A 17,842-nucleotide genomic window follows, 5' to 3' on the forward strand; every position below is an offset into this window, starting at 1 on the left:
ACTGAAAGGAGCTCCCTTGATGGGTTTTGCAGCTTTAATAGTAACAATAGTTTCATTTATTATATGTGCGGTTTCAGCACCGGTTCTTATCCCGGCTTTAAAGCGGCTGAAATTTGGCCAGAGCATCCGGGAAACAGGACCGGAATCGCATCAGAAAAAAGGCGGTACGCCAACAATGGGGGGCGTAATGATCATTGCCGGCCTTTTGATTACTGCTCTCATCGTACTGCCGCTTTTTGTCGGCTACACGACGGAGATATGGCTGCTCCTGCTTGTAACTGTAGGATTCGGAGTACTCGGATTTCTGGATGATTTCATTAAAATCGTTATGAAACGAAATCTCGGCCTCACGAGCATTCAGAAGCTGATTGGCCAGATTGTTATTGCATTTATCTTTTTTATTGTGCTGTATAATGGCACGTTTGATACGAGTGTAGCTGTTCCGGGGACCGAATGGTCACTCGAGTTCGGATGGGCGTATTTCTTTCTAATCATTATTATGCTCGTCGGTGCTTCCAACGCGGTGAATTTGACAGACGGCCTGGACGGCCTGCTGGCTGGTACGGGAACGATGGCGTTTGCCGCTTATGCCATCGTCGCTTTTTCCCTTGGGTATATGGACGTTGGGCTGTTTGCCTTTGCAGTGGTGGGCAGCCTGCTCGGCTTTTTAATCTTCAATAAATACCCGGCAAAGATTTTTATGGGAGATACCGGCTCTCTGGCACTCGGGGGTGCGATTGCTGCCGTCGCTATTTTAACCAAAACCGAACTGACGTTAATTGTGATCGGTCTCGTATTTGTGCTGGAGACGCTGAGTGTCATTATTCAGGTGATTTCGTACAAATTAAGAGGGAAAAAGGTATTTAAAATGAGCCCGGTTCATCACCATTTTGAACTGTCAGGCTGGTCGGAATGGCAGGTCGTTACTGCTTTTTGGGTGGTAGGAGCTGCCGCCGGGCTGTCCGGGGTCGCATTAGAGGTGTTTTTATAATGGATCGCTTAGAAGAATATAACGGAAAAAAAGTGCTTGTAGTAGGTTTGGCTAAAAGTGGATTGGCGGCGGCGAAGCTGCTGCACCGTTCCGGGGCCGAGGTAACGGTGAATGACGGGGCAGAGGCCGAAGAAGGAGACGCGAAGGTTCAGGAGCTTGAGAATCTCGGCATCCGGCTGATTACAGGAAGCCATCCGGTTTCTCTGCTCGAAGAATCGTTTTCGGTCATTGTTAAAAATCCGGGCATCCCCTATCACCATCCGTTTATTGAAAAAGCCCTGGAAAAACAATTCAATATTATTACGGAAATTGAGCTTGCGGCAGAACTGTGTGAAGGGACAATGATGGCTATTACCGGCTCGAACGGAAAAACGACCACTACATCATTGATCCAGGCTATTTTCAAAAATGACCACAGAGAGGCCGCTGTAGCTGGTAATATTGGAAATGTGGCATGTGAAGTAGCTCCCCGGATTAAAAAAGACCAGATTATGGTGACAGAGGTTTCGAGTTTTCAGCTGAAAGGGACAAGGCAGTTCCGCCCGAAGGTCGGGGTGCTGCTGAACCTTTTCGATGCCCACCTGGATTACCATGGATCGCGCAACGACTACGAGCACTCAAAAGCAAAGCTTTTTCAAAACATGACCGCAGAAGATACAGCAGTCTACAATTATGACCAAAAAGAGGTAAAACAAATTGCCGAAAGCTCGGGCGCCGCACTTGTGCCATTTTCCACTGAGTCTGTCTGCGAAAACGGCGCCTATATTAAGGAAGGTATGTTTTATTACAAAACAGAGCCGGTGATGGCTGTGGAGCGAGCCTCTCTTCCCGGGGCACATAATAAAGAAAATATGCTGGCAGCGATTGCTGCAGTTAAAGTGCTTGGTGCATCCAACGAAGCCATCAATTTGGCATTATCCGACTTTCACGGCATCGAGCACCGGCTTCAATTCAGCGGAATTGTGAATGGACGCAAGATTTATAATGACTCGAAAGCAACGAATATGCTTTCCACCCAGAAGGCGATCGAAGCTTTTGAAGAGCCGGTGGTGCTTTTGGCCGGAGGGCTTGACCGCGGCAACACCTTCGATGATTTAATCGATTCCTTTCGGAAAATTAAGGCGGTCGTTGCTTATGGACAAACCCGGGACAAACTGGCAGCTTCCGCTGAGGAAGCAGGAGTGAGTGAAATCCACCGTACAGAATTTCTGGAAGATGCTGTAGATAAAGGCTTTCAACTTTCCGAAAGCGGGGACGTGCTGCTGCTTTCACCTGCATGTGCAAGCTGGGATCAGTTCCGGACGTTTGAAGAGCGGGGCCGGACGTTTATAAAATACGTAGAAAAGTACAAATGAGAAGGAGTGCAGGTTTGCTCCACTCCTGAAGCTACCTTTAAAAAGGTGGTTTCAGGAATGGATCGAAATGATACATTCTTCAAAAAGAAAGTATACAAAAACAAACACAAAAAAGTAATGGAATCCAGGGAACCTGAAATAAAACAAATGAATAGACAGGAGGGGACCGTATGGGACAAGAGGCGGAATCAGCATGGAATTTCGAAGACTTTGGCAAGGTACTGAAGGATGAACCACTCGCAAAGCATACGACTTGGAAAATCGGCGGACCGGCAGATTGGCTGGTGGAGCCGACAAGCGTGGAAGAACTGGTAAACGCAATGAAATGGATTCAGGAAGAAAACCTTCCGTGGCGTGCCATCGGACGGGGGTCGAACCTGCTGGTGGATGATGACGGGATTGAAGGCGTAGTATTGAAATTTGGAACGAAGCTTGCCAATATGGAAAACGATAACGGTATAGTCACGGTGGAAGCGGGCTATCCACTAGTCCGGCTCGCTACGATTTTAAGCCGGGACGGATACGGAGGCATGGAGTTCGCCGGAGGTATTCCGGGGAGCGTCGGCGGCGCAGTATTCATGAATGCAGGCGCCCACGGCTCTGATATGTCAAAGGTGCTGATAGAAGCGTTAATTTTATTTCCGGACGGAACAATGGAATGGATTCCTAATGAAGAAATGGGATTTGCCTACCGTACGTCAAGACTCCAGTCAGACAAAGGTATATGTGTTGCTGCCAGGCTCAAGCTTGAGCAGGGGGAAAAAGACGTCATCTTTAAAGAAATGCAGGAATATAAAGAATACAGAAGAGAGACACAGCCGTGGGCTCATCCTTGTGCCGGGAGCGTGTTCCGGAATCCTCTGCCTGAGCATGCCGGTGAACTTATAGAAAACATCGGACTAAAAGGACACGTGATCGGTGGAGCGCAGATATCAGAGCTTCATGCAAACTTTATTGTCAACACAGGGGAAGCCAAAGCATCTGATGTGCTGGCATTAATTGAAAAAGCCCGTTCCTCCGTGAAAGAAACTTACGGTATTGAGCTTGAGACCGAAGTGGAAATCGTAAACAGAAGATCAGCCGACAGCTGATAAGCGGGAAACAGAGGAGGACTGTGGTGTGAGGAAGCCAAATGATGGCAAACTGGTCTCGCTCGAAGAGCATCACCCCAGTTTAAAGGAGCAGCGTCGGCAAAAATCGCGGCGCCGGCTGTTTATCTATCTGGCTGTATTTTTTGTATTGATCGGTCTGGTTATTTATTTTCAATCTCCATTAAGCCATATCCGCAGTATTGAAACGAGCGACTCCCAATTTACGGAAAAACAGATTATTAAAGAAGAAAGCGGGGCCCGGATCGGAACAAATATCTGGGAAATGGACAGAAACGTGATTAAAAATAATGTAGAGCAGCTGCCGGAAATTGAAGAAGCAGAGGTGACAAGGTCCTGGCCGGCGACGGTAAATATTGAGGTTACTGAGTATGAAAAAGTTGCTTATACGCAGGTGGAAGGTGCTTATGCCCCTGTGCTTGAAAACGGCCATGCGCTGACCGATGATGTAAATAGTGAACTGCCGGCTGATGCGCCGCTTCTGCAGAATTTTGAGAACGAAGAAAGACTTCAGGCGTTCGCAGAGGAGCTTGGTAAACTCGGTGAAGGGGTGACCAACCGGATTTCAGAAGTGTATTTCGATCCTTCTGAAAACGAGGAGGACAATATCACTCTTTACATGAACGATGGTCTTGAGGTCCGAAGTTCTGTTTCTGGATTCGCGGATTATATGGGCTCTTATCCATCGATTGCAAGAAATATTGATGCCGGCCAAAACGGGGTGCTTTATATGATGAGGGCGCCGTACTTTGAAGCAGCAGAGACGGAAGAAGAATCTGGGGAAGAAAATGAAGGAACGCAGCAAATGCCTGAGGAAAGTTTCATTGAAGGAAACGACACACCTGAAGCGGCAGAAAACGGAGCTTCTGGAACAGAAGAAAATGAGAGCGACAGCGGAGCTGCACAATAAAAGAATGAATATTGTTTGAAAATTGCCTTTTCCATTGAAGATAGTTGTTGTAGACTGAAAAGAAGGCGTATTTTTCTTAACCCAAACAAAAATACTGCGACATATTATTAATGGAAGCGCAACCGGAAAAATTCTGGTGCGTATGAAAATATAAAAGATACAATAGTTATAAAATCGAAACGAAAATAGATCTCTAAGGGGGTGCCCAACCTTGAACAGTGAAAATTTGTATGTCAGTCTTGATGTCGGCACATCGTCTGTCCGAGCGATTATCGGAGATATGAGCGGTGGCGCCTTGAAAATTATCGGAGTCGGCCGGGCGCCGTCTATCGGCATGAGAAAAGGTGCAATCGTCGATATCGATGAAACGGTTAAAGCAATTAAAGAGGCCGTGGACCAGGCTGAACGAATGGTTGATTTAGAAGTGAAGCAGGTCATTGTAGGAATTAACGGCAATCAGGTGGAGATGCGCGCGTGTAATGGAATAGTGGCCGTGTCCAGCACCGATCGTGAAATTCAGGATGAGGATGTCGAAAGAGTTATCGACGCGGCACATGTGATGAGCATACCGCCAGACCGGGAAATTATTGATATTATTCCAGCCCAGTTCATCGTAGACGGAATGGATGGAATTAAAGATCCGCGCGGTATGCTCGGCACCCGTCTCGAAATGGAAGGAACTATTATCACAGGAGCTAAAACCGCTTTACATAACCTACTACGCTGTGTGGAGCGAGCAGGACTGGAAATTGCAGACATTGTACTTCAGCCGTTGGCTTCAGGGAGCGTAGCCGTTTCAAAGGACGAGCGTTCTCTCGGAGTAGCCTTAATTGATATTGGCGGCGGATCGACCACGGTCTCTGTGTTCCAGGAAGGCCAGCTGCAGACAATGTCCTTTCTCCCAATTGGCGGCAGTCACATCTCAAACGACATTTCCGTCGGCATCAGAACGACCGCCGAAGAGGCAGAGCGTTTGAAGCTTGAGCATGGTCATGCCTTTATTGATGATGCTTCTGATGATTTGTCATTTTCTATTCAGACGCTTGGAAACAATGATCAGAAAAAGTTCACACAGCTCGAACTCGCAGAAATTATTGAACCAAGAATGGAAGAGATTCTTACATTAGTGCAGCAGGAAATCAACCGCATGGGTTATCATGATCTTCCGGGCGGTTATGTATTAACTGGAGGAGCGGTTATGATGCCGGGGACGCTCGAGCTTGCCCAGGACATCTGGAAGCAGCATGTGCGCCTTGCGATGCCGGACTATATCGGTGTACGTGAGCCTACGTATACAGCGAGTATCGGCTTGATTGAATTTGCATATAAAAGCATGAAGGTTCATAGTGGAGAGGACTCCGTTGTAGCAGCGGGACGCTCTGAGAAGTATGCAGAATCTGACCGTCCGGCTTCAGCCGGAGAAGCTAATTACCGCAATGGTTCAAGCACGCGCCAGCAAAACCGGACGAAGGAAAAAGATCCGGAGGAACCTGGGTTTAAAGAGCGGATGCGAAGCGTATTTAAATCTTTCTTTGAATAAGTAACGAAGGATAAAACGACTATATAGGAGGACCACATATGTTGGAATTTGAAATGGATATGGACCAGCTAGCCCAGATTAAAGTCATCGGTGTCGGCGGTGGCGGTTCGAACGCTGTGAACCGTATGATTGAGAACGGTTTACAGGGAGTAGAATTTATTGCGGTCAACACAGACGCCCAGGCGTTAAAATTATCAGAAGCAGAAACAAAGCTTCAATTAGGCGGAAAATTGACGAGAGGCCTTGGTGCCGGAGCGAACCCCGAAATTGGTAAAAAGGCTGCCGAAGAAAGCAAAGAGCAGCTTGAAGAAGCGCTGACCGGTGCCGATATGGTATTTATCACCGCTGGCATGGGCGGAGGCACAGGTACAGGAGCGGCTCCCGTTATTGCTGAAGTAGCCAAAGAAATCGGGGCACTGACCGTAGGCGTCGTTACACGCCCGTTCACATTTGAAGGCAAAAAGCGTGCGGTGCAGTCCTCCAACGGTATTTCTTCTTTAAAGGAAAAAGTGGATACGCTGATTGTTATTCCAAACGACCGGCTGCTTGAAATTGTGGACAAAAGCACGCCGATGCTTGAAGCGTTCCGTGAAGCAGACAATGTCCTTCGCCAGGGTGTTCAGGGCATCAGTGACCTGATCGCTGTACCGGGACTTATCAACCTTGACTTTGCCGACGTAAAAACGATCATGAGCGAAAAAGGCTCTGCGCTTATGGGTATTGGTATATCCACCGGAGAAAACCGTGCGGTGGAAGCGGCGAAAAAAGCCATCTCGAGTCCGCTTCTTGAAACATCCGTGGAAGGCGCTCAGGGCGTGCTGATGAACATTACCGGCGGCTCTAACCTGAGCCTGTTTGAAGTGCACGAAGCAGCTGAAATTGTTTCTGAAGCTTCGGACACGGATGTGAATATGATCTTCGGCTCGGTCATTAACGAGAACCTGAAGGATGAGATCGTAGTTACAGTTATTGCGACAGGATTCCAGGACAGTGAAGATCAGCGGAGCGCTCAGGGAACCCGGGGCGGCGGCCGTCAGACGGTTTCCCGCCAGCAGCCGACAAGACAACAGGCTCCGCAGCAGCCCCAGCAGTCTGCACCCCAGCAGGATTGGAAGGAAGAGCCTGTATCTGAAAATGAACCATCCAGAGATGGACAGGAAGAAGATGAAGGACTCGATATTCCAACGTTCCTGCGCAACCGGCGCCGCCGTTAAGCGCGGGCAGGCGATAGAAGAGAAAAGCGGGCCGGATACGGCCCGCTTTTCTTCGCTAAAGCTGATTAATAAGCAGAAAGGTCGTGATGGCATGCAGCCTGAGCCGTTTCACCTTTTAACAAACGGCATTCTCAAACTGCAAATGAACAGCAAAGCAGCCGCTGCCGGCTTTACAACAAGAGCAAACGGTGCGGGAAAAACTCCCTACGAGAGCCGTAACACTGCCTTTCATGTAGGTGAAGACAGAAACGTAACGATAAATAACCGCATGATCACTGCTGAACATATTGGACGGCCCCTGTCTACCTGGACTGCTGAAGAACAGGTTCACGGCAGCCGTATCGTAGAAGTTGGCCGCAGTGATGCCGGCAAAGGAAGTGAGCAGAGGGAAACCTCTGTAGCAGAAGCCGACGGCATGATTACCGAGTCGAAGGAAGTAACGCTTGTCAGTTTTTATGCTGACTGTGTTCCTCTGTTCTTTTATGCAGAAAACGCCGCGGTGGCCGGGCTCGCTCACGCAGGATGGAAAGGAACTGCAGCGGACATTGGAGCTGAAATGATTCGTGCTTTTGCAGAGAAGGGAATCCCGCCTGAGCAAATATATGCGGCGATCGGACCGGCTATATCCGGAGCTAATTACGAAGTGGATGAAACTGTCCTCTCAGCGCTTAAGCAACAACACGATTTTTCCAGCGGGGAGCCGTGGATCCAAAAGGCAAACGGACGGTACGCGCTTGATTTAAAAACAGCCAACAAACTGCTGCTCGAACAGGCAGGAGTCCCGCCTGAACGTATTGCTGTCAGTGGTTACTGTACTTATGCCAAAGAGGATCTGTTTTTCTCCCACCGTCGTGAGAACGGGAAAACTGGACGAATGATGAGTTATATCTATATTATATAGGCAGGGAGGATGCTGCACTTTGAACACGGTGGAATCCAACTGGAAAGTGATAAAGCATAACATCCGCCTCGCCTGTGAAGCATCCGGTCGGGACCCGGAGGATGTAACATGTATTGCTGTTACAAAATACGTGTCCCCGGAGCGCGCGGTAGAGGCAGTAGAAGCTGGAATAACCAATTTAGGGGAAAACCGTGTGGAAGGAGCGCTTGAAAAATATGAAGCTGTTTCCGGCCGCGCGGACATTCATTTTATCGGGACGCTGCAGTCAAAAAAAGCGAAAAAGATTATCGGCAAATGTGCATACATTCATTCGCTGGACCGCTGGAGTTTGGCAGAGGAAATCAATAAACGCTCCGGGGAAACAGTCACCGAATGCTTTGTGCAGGTGAATGTCTCGGGGGAAGAAAGCAAAGCAGGGCTTCCGCCAGAGGAAGTGGAGCCGTTTATCGAATCACTGGTGAAACTATCCGGCCTTCGGATCGTAGGATTAATGACACTCGCTCCATTTGAAGAAGATGCTGAAAACACCCGGCCGGTTTTTCGTCAGATGAAGGAAATGCGCAGGCGTATCCAGGAAAAAAACTGGGCGCATGCCCCCTGCGGTTATTTGTCTATGGGAATGTCCAACGATTATATGGTAGCTGTAGAAGAAGGCGCTACTCATATCCGTCTCGGTACTTCGCTTGTAGGCGAATAAAAGAATCCGGCGTTAAATAACAAAACGGATGGTATCTCTGTGTAAAAAGGAGAGGAGAAGATGAGTTTGCGTTCGAAATTCCGGCGTTTTTTTGAGATGGATGACGATGTGGTTGAACAGGAAGTGCCTCTTTCTGAAGAAGAACAGTACGCCCAGTACGAAAACAGGCAGGGGACAGCGCCGAGCAACGTGGTGAGCCTGCAGAGTGTGCAGAAGTCCTCGAAAGTGATGCTTTTGGAGCCGCGCAGCTATGAAGAAGTGCAGGATATCGCCGATCACCTGTGCAGCCGAAAAGCAGTAATCATTAATCTGCAGCGGGTACCAAAGGAGCAGGGGCGGCGCATCGTTGATTTTTTAAGCGGCACGGTCTATGCCATTGGCGGGGACATTCAGAAGGTCGGCAGCCAGATCTTTTTCTGCGCGCCCGATAATGTTGATATTTCGGGTGCTATTACAGATATCATGTCCGAACGGGACGAACACTATTAACAAGAAAGGAGAGGGAGTATGCAGCTTATAGGTTCTTTGCTGATCAGTTTAATCAGTATTTACCGGATTGTGTTAATTGTATATATTTTCATGTCCTGGTTCCCGAACGCGAGAGAATCTACGATCGGGCAGTTTATCGGTTCGATCTGTGAACCATATTTGGAGCCGTTCCGCCGTTTTATTCCGCCGCTCGGCCCGCTTGATATATCGCCGATTGTGGCAATCATTGTGCTCTTTTTTGCAGAATCAGGCATCCGGGCACTGTTTTTCAATGCCGGTGCGTTGTTTTAATTGAGGTGAATAAAACATGAATATGCTCGAACACTTCCGTCCGGAAGAAAGAGCCTGGGTGGAACAGGCGGCAGACTGGAAAGAAGCAGTCGAAACAAATTTCGAAAGACGTCTGACTGATTTTCTCGATCCGCGGGAGCGGGATATTTTAGCGTCAGTCATCGGAAAAGACGAAACCGTGCACTATGCTTTTGCCGGGGGAAGCGAGGATGCTGAGCGAAAGCGGGCACTGATTTATCCATTTTATGAACAGCCGGAGCAGGAGAATTTTCAGCTGATATTGTTTGAAATTTCCTATCCGCAGAAATTCGCTTCTCTTGAACATAAGGATGTTCTCGGGGCCCTGATGGGGATCGGGTTAAAACGGGAGAAGTTCGGTGATATTCTCGAAGGAGAAGGGTGCTTTCAATTCGTAGCAGCAGCCGAAGTCCGCAGCTATATTGAACTGAACCTGCCCAAGATTGCCAACGTCTCCGTGACCCCGGTGGAAAAACCGTTTTCCGCTATGCTGCCGATAGAAGAGCAGTGGGTGGAGCGCGAAACGACGGTTTCTTCGCTTCGGCTTGATACGTTTATGGCAGAAGCATACCGGCTTTCAAGGAGCAAAACGCTTCCATTCATAGAAAAAGCAAAGGTGCGCGTGAACTGGAAAAAGGTGGACCAGTCCTCCTACATGCTTCGTCCCGGGGATTACGTTTCGGTACGCGGGCTTGGCCGCTCTAAATTGATGGAGGTGCTGGGGCGCACTAAAAAGGATAAGCAGCGGATTGTGTATGGAATTAAAGAACAAAAGAGAAAAAAATAGCTTTTTTGTTTTGAAGGAAGGAACTGTCTTTTTCGCCAAGAATGTAGAAAAAGGCAGCAGGCTTTCGGACCGGTATACATACTTGAATAGTAGAAAGGGTGAACGATTTTGCCTTTAACACCACTGGATATTCATAATAAGGAATTCACAAGAGGGTTCCGGGGATACGACGAAGATGAAGTAAACGATTTTTTAAAGCAGCTGATTAAGGATTTTGAAGATGTGATTCGTGAACGTGATGAGCTGTATGACCGGACAAAAGAGCTCGAGGACCGGATTAATCATTTCTCAAGCATTGAAGAAACGCTGAACAAGTCGATCTATGTAGCCCAGGAATCGGCAGAAGAGGTACGGAAAAACGCCCAGAAGGAAGGACAGCTGACGGTTCGGGAAGCGGAGAAAAATGCGGACCGGATTATCAACGAAGCCTTGAACAAATCCCGCCGGATTGAGCTTGAAATTGAAGAATTGAAAAAGCAGGCTTCTGTTTACCAGACCAAATTTAAAATGCTGCTCGAAGCACAGATGGAAATGCTTCATTCGGATGAATGGCAGAATCTCGCCGAGGAAGAACCAGCTGAGGCGGAGGCTTATGCGGGCGACGGCGCACGTCTTGACTAACACCGCCAACTAGATTATACTTTTTCATTATCATATTCGATAAACGTTGAAGGGGAGCAGGCAGTAATGTACCGGTCTTAGCGATCTGCGGTTGGTGTAAGCGCAGAACCAGGACATTTTTGTTATCACCCCGGAGTTCCTTAACTGAACAAAGCAGTAAGTTAAGGCGGCTTTGGAAATGCCGTTATTGCCAATGAAGAGACAGGCAGGGAGCCGTATGGCTTCCTGCGCTCATCAGGGTGGTACCGCGAGTCATTCTCGCCCCTATGCACAGGGGATCTGAATGGCTCTTTTTGTTGTAAAAAAAAGGAGGATGCGGAAATGAGTTATAAAGAATCACTGTTAATGCCAAAAACTAAATTTCCAATGCGCGGCAATCTGCCAAATAAAGAACCAGAACGCCAGAAAACGTGGAATGAACAGGACATTTATGAGCAGGTTCAGGCCCGCACGGAAGGCCGCCCGCTGTTTGTGCTGCACGACGGACCTCCCTATGCCAACGGGGATATCCATATGGGGCATGCGCTGAATAAAGTGCTGAAGGACTTTATCGTCCGCTACAAATCGATGACAGGCTACCATGCACCGTACGTGCCGGGCTGGGACGTTCACGGGCTGCCGATTGAAACGGCGCTTACGAAAAATAAAAAAGTCGACCGGAAAAAAATGACGACAGCTGAATTCCGCGCTGCGTGTGAAGAATATGCGGAAAAACAAATTGACCGCCAGCGCGAGCAGTTTAAACGTCTCGGGGTCAGAGGCGATTGGGAAAACCCGTATGTGACGATGAATCATGAGTATGAAGCCCAGCAGATCCAGGTCTTCGGGGAAATGGCCAAGCGCGGCCATATTTATAAAGGCAAAAAACCGGTCTACTGGTCACCTTCCTCGGAATCGGCCCTGGCAGAAGCAGAGATCGAATACCACGATATGCGCTCTCCGTCGATTTACGTCTCGTTTGCGGTTAAAGACGGAAAGAACGTCCTGGAAGGCGATGAAAAGTTTATCATCTGGACGACGACCCCTTGGACGATTCCGGCAAACCTGGCAATCACTGTGCATCCGGAGCTTGACTACGTCGTCGTGAAGGCGAATGAAGAAAAGTACGTCGTTGCTGAAGGACTGCTCGAGGAGCTCGAACAAAAGCTGGAGTGGGACGGCTATGAGATTACAAAGCGTATGAAGGGGAGCGACCTTGAATACGTAATGGCTGAGCACCCTATTTACGGCCGGGATTCTCTCGTCATCCTCGGGGAACACGTGACGCTCGATGCTGGTACCGGCAGTGTGCACACAGCGCCGGGACACGGGGAAGAAGACTTTGTGGTAGGACAGCAGTACGGCCTGGAAACACTCTGTCCTGTAGATGACAAAGGCGTATTTACCGACGAAGCCCCGGGCTTTGAAGGACTGTTTTACGATAAGGCGAATAAAGCAATCACAGATAACCTCGATCAGCTCGGAGCGCTTCTGAAGCTGAACTTCTTCAGTCACTCGTATCCGCACGACTGGAGAACGAAAAAGCCGGTCATTTACCGGGCGACCGATCAGTGGTTTGCATCGATCGAAAACATCCGGGGCGAGCTTCTGGATGAAATCAGCCAGGTGACATGGACCCCGGCCTGGGGTGAAACACGCCTGTACAACATGGTGCGTGACCGGGGCGACTGGTGCATCTCGAGACAGCGCGCCTGGGGTGTGCCGATTCCGGTCTTTTATGCAGAGGACGGCGAAGCACTCATTAACGATGAGACCATCCAGCACGTTTCCGAACTGTTCCGCAGCCACGGCTCCAACGTATGGTTTGAGTGGGAGACCGAAGATCTGCTTCCGGAAGGATTTACGTCGGAACACAGCCCGAATGGCACCTTTACGAGAGAAATGGATATTATGGACGTGTGGTTTGACAGCGGCTCGTCCCATCAGTCAGTGCTTGAGGCATCACCGCTTCTGCAGCGTCCGGCTGATATGTATCTTGAAGGCTCCGATCAGTACCGCGGCTGGTTTAACTCTTCTCTTACAACGAGCGTCGCGGTTACCGGCAAGGCGCCGTACCGTTCCGTGCTGAGCCACGGCTTTACGATGGACGGAGAAGGCAAAAAAATGAGCAAATCGCTCGGAAATACGATTTCGCCAAACGATATCACCAAGCAGCTCGGGGCGGATATTCTCCGGCTCTGGGTCTCGAGTGTGGATTACCAGGCAGATCACCGACTCTCAGATAACATTTTAAAGCAAATCGCAGAAGCGTACCGCAAGATCCGTAACACGTTCCGGTTCATGCTCGGAAACCTGAGCGACTTTGATCCTGAAAAGCACCGGGTTGCACCGTCGGACTGGAGCGAGCTTGATCATTATATGCATTTGCGCCTGCAGGATTTGATCGCAAAAATCCGTGCCGGCTATGAAGAATATCAGTTTGTAAATGTTTATCAGACGTTCCACAACTTCTGCACCGTGGATCTGAGCTCGTTTTATCTTGATATCGCCAAGGACACGCTTTATGTTGAGCATGAAGACGACGTCCGACGCCGGGCTGTGCAGACAGTGCTGTATGACACGTTAACAGCTCTCGTGCAGATGATCGCCCCGATCATTCCGCATACGGCCGAAGAGGTGTGGGAATTTATCCCTCAGACAGAAGCTGAAAGCGTACAGCTGACGGATATGCCGCAGGCGGACCGTTCGACGGAGGATGAAGAGCTCCGCCGGAAGTGGGACCGTCTCATGGATGTCCGGGACGATGTATTAAAGGCGCTGGAGACAGCGAGAGGAGAAAAAGTGATTGGCAAGTCGCTTGAAGCATCGGTTGATATTTATGCCGACGGCGAAGTGAAAGACATGCTCGAGAGCGTAACCCGCTTAAAGACGCTGTTTATTGTGTCGAAGGCAGAAATTGCCGGGTCAGCGTCTGAGGCCCCGTCAGAAGCGGCGAAGCTTGATGAAGTAAGCGTCGTTGTGGGGGCAGCGGAAGGTGAACGCTGCGAACGCTGCTGGGAAGTGACCGATACAGTGGGAGAAGACCCGGCGTATCCGGATCTGTGCAGCCGCTGTGCTTCAGTCATGCATCAAAAAGAGAACGTCAGTCAGTCATAGCACGTGTTGAGCCCCCTTCCAGCAGGGGGCTCTTTTTTTATAAAAGTAAAGGGCCGGAAGGATCGCCCTGGGCGCTGTTCGCGCCGGCGAATATATGCTAAAATGCTAAGGATGGAACGCACACCGCAAGAGAGGATGACAGAGTCCGTATGAAAATTATTAAGTGGCATTACCTGCTGGCTGCGCTGATTATTATTTTCGATCAGGTAACAAAATACATAGTAGCTGCCTCCATGCGTATTGGAGAAAGCATTGAAGTTATCCCGTCTTTTTTATACCTGACCTCTCACCGGAACGCAGGAGCGGCCTTTGGTATCCTGCAGGGCCAGCGCTGGTTTTTCTTAATTATTACGGTTGCCGTAATAGCGGTAGTGGTGTATTACATGCAGAAGTACGGTACGCTCTCATTTACTTTTGGAATCCCACTGGCCCTTGTGCTTGGAGGAGCTGTTGGAAATTTCATTGACCGTATGCTGTTCGGTGAAGTTGTTGATTTTGTTGATGTCTACCTGTTTGCCTATAATTATCCTATTTTCAACGTCGCAGACGCTGCCCTGACGGTAGGTGTAGTCTGGTTGATTATCGGTATGTTTTTAGATGAAAGATCACGAAAGAAGGAAGAAGCACATGAATCCACGAATTATTGACGAAGAAGAGCAGGGAATAAGAATCGACCGTCTGATGACAGACGAACTCGAAGAGTCACGTTCGGTCGTGCAGCAATGGGTGAAAGACGGCTGGATCACGGTTAACGGCGGCCTCGTGAAAAATAATTACAAGCTTCAGGCCGGAGACCGGGTTGACGTCACTATACCTGAAGAAAATCATGAAGAAATGACGCCGGAGGAAATGGATCTTGATGTACGCTACGAGGATGACGATGTGGTGGTGATTTACAAGCCGCGGGGAATGGTCGTGCATCCGGCGCCGGGACATACCCGGGGAACATTAATGAACGGGCTCCTGTACCGCTATCCGGCATGGCAGCATCACCCCGAAGCCCGGGCGGGTCTGATTCACCGTCTGGATAAGGATACGTCCGGCCTCCTGATCGCAGCGAAGCATCCTAAGGCTTATGAGCAGCTGTCCGCTCAGATGAAGGACCGGAAAATTGAGCGGAAATATAAAGCAATTGTGCACGGAGAGGTACCGCACGAAACGGGAAAAATTGATATGCCGATCGGCCGTGATCCTCATGACCGTCAGAAAATGGCGGCTGTGCGGGAAAACTCCAAGCCGGCGGTCACTCATTTTCAGGTGCTTCAGTGGTGGCACAAATATACGTTTGTGGAATGTGAGCTCGAAACCGGCCGGATGCATCAAATTCGTGTACATTTTGCCCAGATTGGCCACCCGGTGGCCGCTGATCCGAAATACGGACGCCGGAAGACTCTCTCTCTTCCGGGCCAGGCGCTGCACGCGTACCGCCTCCGGTTTGAGCACCCTGTCAGCGGAGAGTGGATCGAAGTGGAGGCTGAACTGCCGGAGGAGATGCAGGCCGCTATTGATGAACTTAACAAAACTAGTTGACCGCACAGAAAAAGACTGTCATACTACGTAATAACGAAAAAAACGAATGCCTTTTTAACACAGTCCCGTGAGGCTGAGAAGAGGTTGTGTCTGAACGCAGAAGTACCCAGGGCGGCGTATGTGTAAATGCCCGGCCTGCGGATGAATGTGTCCGGAGCCGCAAGCTCTCATCCTTACGGGATGGGGGCTTTTTTTATGAAATAAAGGAGGATGGTGCCAATGGAACGGGTCCTGTTGGATGAGCAGGCGATCCGGAGAGCTCTGACGAGGGTATCGCACGAAATTATTGAACGAAATAAAGGCGTGGAAGACTGCATCCTGGTCGGCATCAAAACGCGCGGCATCTACATTGCCAACCGGCTTGCGGAAAGTATCGAACGGATTGAAGGAAACGCCATTCCGATTGGCGAAGTGGACATTACGATGTACCGCGATGATTTATCCCATAATAATAACAGCCAGGAGCCGGAGCTGCACGGGGCTGTGCTTCCAGGAGAGATTACCGGAAAAACAGTGATTCTGGTGGACGACGTGCTATACACTGGACGGACGGTGCGGGCAGCCATGGACGCCATGATGGACAGCGGCCGGCCGGCACAGATTCAGCTGGCCGTGCTCGTGGACCGGGGCCACCGGGAGCTTCCTGTGCGGCCGGACTACATCGGAAAAAACGTACCGACCTCCCGCGAAGAAATCATCGCTGTCAATATGGCAGAAGAAGACGGCGAAGACCAGGTGAGTATCCATTCTGCGTAATAAGAGTTCTCTTTAATTTGAACCAGTGAGTTCAAAAAGGGATGAGACGAAAGCGTTTCTTCCCTCCATGCCAATATTAATGGAGGTTTATCATGAAAAATAACGAAGATATCCATATCCAGACCCGGCCGGCTCCGGCTACGTGGCTGATTCTGAGCCTGCAGCATCTGTTTGCCATGTTTGGATCTACAATACTGGTGCCGGCGCTCACCGGGCTCAGTCCGGCCGTGGCCCTTGTTTCCAGCGGTCTTGGAACACTTGCGTATCTGGCCATCACCAAAGGACAGATACCTGCTTACCTCGGTTCGTCATTTGCTTTTATTTTCCCGATCATTGCCGCCTTATCCATCGGGGGCCCGGGAGGTGTCATGCTCGGCTCGCTCGCTGCGGGGCTTGTTTACGGCATTACGGCGCTGATTATCCGTAAAGCCGGTGTAGGATGGCTGATGAACATTCTGCCGCCGGTAGTAGTCGGTCCGGTCATTATGGTCATCGGCCTCGGCCTTGCGACAACAGCAATCGAAATGTCGATGAACTACAACGCAGACACCGGAAACTACAATGAACCAATGCGCCATATGAGCGTAGCCGCCGTCACACTTGCCATAGTCATTGTCGCGTCTGTGTTTTTCCGCGGATTTTTCCGCATCATTCCGGTCCTTTTTGGCATCATCGGCGGCTACCTGACGGCGCTTGCTGCCGGCATGGTAAACACAGGCGCCATCGGAGAGGCTGCCTGGATTCAGGTACCGGACTTCTCCGTACCATTTGCCACGTACAGCCCGGATTGGAGCTGGAGCGTTATCGCGATCATGGCACCGATTGCGCTGGTGACGATTGCCGAACATATCGGCGACCAGCTCGTATTAAGCAAAGTAGCGGAAAAAAACTTTCTGAAGTCCCCGGGGCTGCACCGTTCCATCATGGGCGACGGGGTGGCTACAATGTTTGCCGCGGTGCTCGGCGGACCCCCGAACACAACGTACGGGGAGAATATCGGCGTACTGGCTATCACCCGCGTATTCAGCGTGTATGTGATCGGCGGAGCGGCAGTGCTTGCCATCAGCTTTGGGTTCATCGGAAAGGTGGAAGCCTTTATCGCAAGCATTCCCGGAGCTGTAATGGGCGGGGTTTCGATTCTGCTGTTTGGCATCATTGCCTCGAACGGACTCCGGATGCTGATTGATAACAACATCGACCTTGGCATCAAGCGAAACCTGATCATCAGCTCCGTGATCCTGGTAACCGGTATCGGAGGAGCGTTCATTGAAGTCGGGGAGTACTTTGAAATTTCAAGCATGGCGCTTGCTACAGTAATTGGCATGGTGCTGCACGCAGTGCTTCCGGGAAAAGAAGATTCCTACGGCAACCGGTCGATGTTTGAATCCGTCAGTACATCTACATCAAAAAATAAGGCAGCTTGATCATCCTTTAAGGAAGTACAGAGAGACATCCAAGGTTGAACGGCATGGAAACACTTCCGCCAGCAGACTATCCTGCGCGGGGCGTTTCTTCATACCCGTAAACCTGGAGTCTT

Annotated in this window: 17 protein-coding genes and 1 other annotated feature; all 17 genes read left to right on the forward strand. The window is 49.8% G+C overall.

Going from position 1 to position 17,842, the window contains the following annotated elements; genetic code table 11:
- The first annotated feature begins 16 nt into the window (after window positions 1–16).
- The 17 genes from mraY (at window position 17) to G548_RS0103235 (ending at window position 17,729) form a co-directional block, all read left to right on the forward strand.
- Window positions 17–991 carry a phospho-N-acetylmuramoyl-pentapeptide-transferase gene (gene mraY, locus G548_RS0103155; RefSeq protein ID WP_027847170.1) on the forward strand — a complete coding sequence of 325 codons (975 nt, stop codon included), beginning with the start codon at window positions 17–19 and terminating at the stop codon, window positions 989–991.
- Window positions 991–2,346, forward strand: a complete 1,356-nt coding sequence (murD, locus tag G548_RS0103160; protein ID WP_022792694.1) for a UDP-N-acetylmuramoyl-L-alanine--D-glutamate ligase — start codon at window positions 991–993, stop codon at window positions 2,344–2,346. The genes mraY and murD overlap by 1 nt, the downstream gene beginning before the upstream one ends.
- Before the next feature lie 170 nt (window positions 2,347–2,516).
- A complete protein-coding gene (gene murB, locus G548_RS0103165; protein ID WP_022792695.1) occupies window positions 2,517–3,437 on the forward strand; it encodes a UDP-N-acetylmuramate dehydrogenase in 921 nt (306 codons plus the stop codon).
- Between the two features lie 28 nt (window positions 3,438–3,465).
- Complete coding sequence (locus G548_RS17215) at window positions 3,466–4,365, forward strand: cell division protein FtsQ/DivIB (protein ID WP_022792696.1); 900 nt, start codon at window positions 3,466–3,468, stop codon at window positions 4,363–4,365.
- A 211-nt stretch (window positions 4,366–4,576) separates the two neighbouring features.
- Window positions 4,577–5,905 (forward strand): cell division protein FtsA, encoded by a 1,329-nt coding sequence (gene ftsA, locus G548_RS0103175; protein WP_022792697.1) that lies wholly within the window; start codon window positions 4,577–4,579, stop codon window positions 5,903–5,905.
- Between the two features lie 38 nt (window positions 5,906–5,943).
- A complete protein-coding gene (ftsZ, locus tag G548_RS0103180) occupies window positions 5,944–7,119 on the forward strand; it encodes a cell division protein FtsZ (protein WP_022792698.1) in 1,176 nt (391 codons plus the stop codon).
- Complete coding sequence (gene pgeF / locus G548_RS0103185) at window positions 7,070–8,020, forward strand: peptidoglycan editing factor PgeF (protein WP_022792699.1); 951 nt, start codon at window positions 7,070–7,072, stop codon at window positions 8,018–8,020. The genes ftsZ and pgeF overlap by 50 nt, the downstream gene beginning before the upstream one ends.
- Window positions 8,021–8,039: 19 nt before the next feature.
- Complete coding sequence (locus tag G548_RS0103190; RefSeq protein ID WP_022792700.1) at window positions 8,040–8,717, forward strand: YggS family pyridoxal phosphate-dependent enzyme; 678 nt, start codon at window positions 8,040–8,042, stop codon at window positions 8,715–8,717.
- Window positions 8,718–8,777: 60 nt separating this feature from the next.
- Window positions 8,778–9,206: a cell division protein SepF gene (locus G548_RS0103195; RefSeq protein ID WP_022792701.1), complete on the forward strand. Its 429-nt coding sequence runs from the start codon at window positions 8,778–8,780 to the stop codon at window positions 9,204–9,206.
- Window positions 9,207–9,224: 18 nt separating this feature from the next.
- Complete coding sequence (locus G548_RS0103200) at window positions 9,225–9,497, forward strand: YggT family protein (RefSeq protein WP_022792702.1); 273 nt, start codon at window positions 9,225–9,227, stop codon at window positions 9,495–9,497.
- A 16-nt stretch (window positions 9,498–9,513) separates the two neighbouring features.
- Window positions 9,514–10,302: a YlmH family RNA-binding protein gene (locus tag G548_RS0103205; protein WP_022792703.1), complete on the forward strand. Its 789-nt coding sequence runs from the start codon at window positions 9,514–9,516 to the stop codon at window positions 10,300–10,302.
- Window positions 10,303–10,410: 108 nt separating this feature from the next.
- Window positions 10,411–10,923 (forward strand): DivIVA domain-containing protein, encoded by a 513-nt coding sequence (locus G548_RS0103210; protein WP_022792704.1) that lies wholly within the window; start codon window positions 10,411–10,413, stop codon window positions 10,921–10,923.
- Window positions 10,924–10,960: 37 nt separating this feature from the next.
- Window positions 10,961–11,192: a binding site (T-box leader), on the forward strand.
- Between the two features lie 52 nt (window positions 11,193–11,244).
- Window positions 11,245–14,019 carry an isoleucine--tRNA ligase gene (gene ileS, locus G548_RS0103215; RefSeq protein WP_022792705.1) on the forward strand — a complete coding sequence of 925 codons (2,775 nt, stop codon included), beginning with the start codon at window positions 11,245–11,247 and terminating at the stop codon, window positions 14,017–14,019.
- Between the two features lie 149 nt (window positions 14,020–14,168).
- The gene (lspA, locus tag G548_RS0103220) at window positions 14,169–14,666 is read left to right on the forward strand and encodes a signal peptidase II (protein ID WP_022792706.1); all 498 of its coding nucleotides are present in this window, start codon (window positions 14,169–14,171) and stop codon (window positions 14,664–14,666) included.
- Window positions 14,647–15,549 carry an RluA family pseudouridine synthase gene (locus G548_RS0103225; RefSeq protein ID WP_022792707.1) on the forward strand — a complete coding sequence of 301 codons (903 nt, stop codon included), beginning with the start codon at window positions 14,647–14,649 and terminating at the stop codon, window positions 15,547–15,549. The genes lspA and G548_RS0103225 overlap by 20 nt, the downstream gene beginning before the upstream one ends.
- Window positions 15,550–15,768: 219 nt before the next feature.
- On the forward strand, window positions 15,769–16,305 hold the full coding sequence (gene pyrR, locus G548_RS0103230) for a bifunctional pyr operon transcriptional regulator/uracil phosphoribosyltransferase PyrR (RefSeq protein ID WP_022792708.1): 537 nt from the start codon (window positions 15,769–15,771) through the stop codon (window positions 16,303–16,305).
- Between the two features lie 92 nt (window positions 16,306–16,397).
- Entirely contained in the window at window positions 16,398–17,729 is a 1,332-nt protein-coding gene (locus tag G548_RS0103235) for a solute carrier family 23 protein (protein WP_022792709.1), read from the forward strand.
- The last annotated feature ends 113 nt before the right edge of the window (window positions 17,730–17,842 follow it).

It is taken from the genome of Marinococcus halotolerans DSM 16375 (assembly GCF_000420725.1).
Taxonomy (GTDB): domain Bacteria; phylum Bacillota; class Bacilli; order Bacillales; family Marinococcaceae; genus Marinococcus; species Marinococcus halotolerans.

Excerpts from the sequence above, each read along its gene's own strand:
- G548_RS0103225 (WP_022792707.1), top strand. The coding sequence starts at position 14,647 with ATGAATCCACGAATTATTGACGAAGAAGAGCAGGGAATAAGAATCGAC.
- G548_RS0103235 (WP_022792709.1), top strand. The coding sequence starts at position 16,398 with ATGAAAAATAACGAAGATATCCATATCCAGACCCGGCCGGCTCCGGCT.
- pyrR (WP_022792708.1), top strand. The coding sequence starts at position 15,769 with ATGGAACGGGTCCTGTTGGATGAGCAGGCGATCCGGAGAGCTCTGACG.
- ftsZ (WP_022792698.1), top strand. The coding sequence starts at position 5,944 with ATGTTGGAATTTGAAATGGATATGGACCAGCTAGCCCAGATTAAAGTC.
- ileS (WP_022792705.1), top strand. The coding sequence starts at position 11,245 with ATGAGTTATAAAGAATCACTGTTAATGCCAAAAACTAAATTTCCAATG.
- pgeF (WP_022792699.1), top strand. The coding sequence starts at position 7,070 with ATGAAGGACTCGATATTCCAACGTTCCTGCGCAACCGGCGCCGCCGTT.
- G548_RS0103205 (WP_022792703.1), top strand. The coding sequence starts at position 9,514 with ATGAATATGCTCGAACACTTCCGTCCGGAAGAAAGAGCCTGGGTGGAA.
- murD (WP_022792694.1), top strand. The coding sequence starts at position 991 with ATGGATCGCTTAGAAGAATATAACGGAAAAAAAGTGCTTGTAGTAGGT.
- murB (WP_022792695.1), top strand. The coding sequence starts at position 2,517 with ATGGGACAAGAGGCGGAATCAGCATGGAATTTCGAAGACTTTGGCAAG.
- lspA (WP_022792706.1), top strand. The coding sequence starts at position 14,169 with ATGAAAATTATTAAGTGGCATTACCTGCTGGCTGCGCTGATTATTATT.
- G548_RS0103195 (WP_022792701.1), top strand. The coding sequence starts at position 8,778 with ATGAGTTTGCGTTCGAAATTCCGGCGTTTTTTTGAGATGGATGACGAT.
- G548_RS0103200 (WP_022792702.1), top strand. The coding sequence starts at position 9,225 with ATGCAGCTTATAGGTTCTTTGCTGATCAGTTTAATCAGTATTTACCGG.